Here is a 650-nt window from a genome sequence, read left to right on the forward strand (position 1 = left end):
TGCAGCTGATATTCGCTATCGAGGTTCCCGCTGCATTGGTGACCGTTACCCCCACCTGATTCTGACTGCCACCGGACACATTGATGTTCGTCAACTCCAGTTCCAAGTCCTGGCCCGCCGTGGCGGTGAACGATAAATAGGCGTTCTGACCTGGTGTGTTCGCGACATAGCTCTGGCTTGTGCCATTGCTGGGTAATGTGCCGGTGACACCGGATGCCAAAGTCACCTGGACCGTCCCCGGTACGCCGTAAGGCGTGGCTACGGACAGTGTGTAAGTTCCGCTCGCCGGCAAATTGGGCAGGTTGAGTGTGTTCGCCGACCCGTTGGTAAAGACATACGTGTAGTAGTTCGTCGGCGTGATCGTGCCAGGCTGGTAGACGAACACATACACCCCCTGGCCCGCAGGCGTGGTGCTCTCTGCGGACACATTCAAGGCAACCGTTTGACCTGCCGTACCAGTGAACGTCAGCCGCTCGATCTGCCCCACCCCCAAATTCACTGTCGTCGGCGCGTTCGCGGTCAATGCCGGGCCGATCACATCCGGTTGCAACAGAGCATTGAAGCTCATGGTCCCACCCGTAGCCGGTGTCACTGTGATCGAGTAGGTTCCAGCGGCCAGATTCCATAGCGATGGGATGTGGCAATAAGTA

General features: G+C 58.0%; 1 pseudogene. It reads right to left on the reverse strand.

From position 1 onward, the window contains the following. A pseudogene (locus tag B0E51_RS17625) lies at nucleotides 1-568 on the reverse strand (glutamate synthase); the annotation flags it as partial. Nucleotides 569-650: the final 82 nt, after the last annotated feature.

Origin of the sequence: Rhodanobacter sp. C05, from assembly GCF_002001165.1 — a bacterium.
Taxonomy (GTDB): Bacteria; Pseudomonadota; Gammaproteobacteria; order Xanthomonadales; family Rhodanobacteraceae; genus Rhodanobacter.